Origin of the sequence: Lysinibacillus sp. NPDC097231, assembly GCF_044761885.1 — a bacterium.
Classification (GTDB): Bacteria; Bacillota; Bacilli; order Bacillales_A; family Planococcaceae; genus Lysinibacillus.
Window position 1 is genome coordinate 1 of the sequence record NZ_JBIWDH010000081.1, and the last position, 1037, is coordinate 1037.

Annotated in this window: 1 protein-coding gene; it reads left to right on the forward strand. The window is 42.5% G+C overall.

The annotated features are described in order from the left end of the window. Nucleotides 1–127: 127 nt before the first annotated feature. Nucleotides 128–1037: transposase (locus ACIQXF_RS23055; protein WP_402788168.1), on the forward strand; the 910-nt coding region annotated here is incomplete at its 3' end.

The window sequence follows — 1037 nt, forward strand, 5'->3', positions numbered from 1 at the left end:
GGTTCATCACCGTAACTTGGGGTTGACCTAATAATAATTCAAAAATTTTACATTTAAAGGTAGAATAAAAGCGAAAACTCACGTATCGTAATTGTTGCTTAGACAAACCACGAGAGGAGTTTTCGCTTTGTACTCCAAGTTTATCAAATTGCTGCTACCGTTACCATCTTTTTTTGACATTGCTCTACCATCTGATGAGGAGCCAAATGTTTTTCCTGTCACCGTTCAACCACAAGAAATTACTTGCCCCATTTGCCAAGGTGCTACGGTTTGTCATGACCGTTCACTACGCCGTTTTCGTCATGGGTATGCTTGGCATATTGGCGTGCTTTGGATTGAATTATTTGTACCACGTCAGCGTTGTAAAGTGTGTGATTTTACGTTTACTTTTGATTATGCATTAGGGCTTGTCCGTTCATCAACGGCGTTATTTCGTCGTGAAATCACGAACCGTTGTCAAGGTCGCTCGATCGCTGATGTGGCACAAGAATATGAGCTGCCCTATACAACCGTTGAACGTTGGTTTTACATGTATGCCTCTGAACAATTAGTCGAAGAAACAGCCAAACATATTTGTGTGGATGAGTTCGCTTTACGCAAAGGACATCACTATGCGACGAGTGTGTTAAATGCTGAAACAGGACGGATTTTGGCCATTGTTCCACATCGAGATCAAGAAGCGATTGAAGCCGTTTTAAAGAAAGTGACAGGCAAAATTCGAACAGTCATTAGTGATTTTGCCCCTGCCATGGTAAGTGCCATTCAAGCCGTGTATCCAGCTGCGATTCATGTGCTCGATCGTTTTCATTTGATTCAGTTTTTCACGGACGCTCAACAACGGAGACGACGCTTTTTAGGGGAAGCGAAAAAACATCATAAAGCGCGTTTTATTGACCGTTGTTTAGCCCGAAAACCAGAACAGTTAACGGTAGAAGAACGTGGTTTTGTGAAGGAATGGCAGCAGGAAGATCTCCACACAAAGCACATTTATCAAGCACTGAATCACATGCGTTACGTGTTAAAAGCGACGACATGCA